At 44.3% G+C, this 1,085-nt stretch carries 1 protein-coding gene; it reads left to right on the top strand.

The window, feature by feature from the left end; genetic code table 11:
- Positions 1-1,016: DUF3426 domain-containing protein (locus A3762_RS24395; RefSeq protein WP_231878916.1), on the top strand; the 1,016-nt coding region annotated here is incomplete at its 5' end.
- Positions 1,017-1,085 lie beyond the last annotated feature (69 nt).

Below are 1,085 nucleotides of genomic sequence, written 5' to 3'. Positions count from 1 at the left end.
CAGCCGCTGGCAAAGTCCGCTGCGGAGCTTGCATGGAAGTATTTGATGCTGTCGCTTACCTAATCCCTCAGAACGGAAATGAAACGCTTAAATCGCAAGATGACACACCAAGCGAAATTCCAACACCAAGCACAGAACACGAATCACATACTCACGAGACCGATGACGAAGAGCTTATCTTTGAAGATTCTGATGACGAGAAAGAGAGCGCAAAGAAACAGTCTTTATTCGATGATTCTCAGCTTAGCGATTCTTTAAAAGAAATTGATAGCTCAGGCGCACACGCATTCTCATCTGAAGCTGCACACCACTCAGAAGTGGCTGATAGCAAAGACGAAGAATGGACAGCCCAGATATTAAAAGACGACACGCCAACGAAGCCTCTTAAGCAAGAACCCAGCTTAGATCTAGAGCCTCAAAAAACATCCCACACTAATGATGAGCTAATAAAACCATCTGCCGACGATGCACCTCAACGCATAGACTTCTATTACGAGGAAGAACAAACCGTTCACAGAGGAAGCTGGTTAAGAAAAAGCGTCATTACACTAGCGTGTCTCGCCTTGACGGCCGTTCTCGCTGCACAGATCGCGTGGTTTCACTATGAACGTCTGGCGCAATATCCTCTAGCAAAACAAGGCTTTCAATTGGCATGTGAAAAACTAGGCTGCAAACTGCCTGAGCTTGTTGATCTTGAAGCCATAAAAAGTAGCAATTTGGTCGTTAGAAGCCACCCTCTCAAGGCAAACACTTTAATCATTGATGTCGTGCTTACTAACACCGCAGACTTTGACCAAGAGTTTCCGCGCCTTGCTATGTACTTTTCGGACATCAACGGCAAAACTATTGCACAACAAATTGTAGAAGCGAAAACATATCTTAATGATGACACTCTTGCTCAGCAGTCTATGCAAAGAGAGAAAGCCATGCACATCTCGCTTGAGGTAGAAGATCCTGGTAAACAAGCAGTGAACTATAAAATTCGTTTCTTCCCTGCCAAGAAGACGAGCGGTTAAACATTTTTAGAACGTTTAGCCGCTCAAATGTCAACCACTCCGCACAAAATATAACCAAAAAAAAGCGCT

The sequence above is a fragment of the Oleiphilus sp. HI0125 genome (assembly GCF_001635355.1).
The sequence above is the reverse complement of the archived record's forward strand: the minus strand, read 5'-3'. Positions and strand labels throughout refer to the sequence as shown.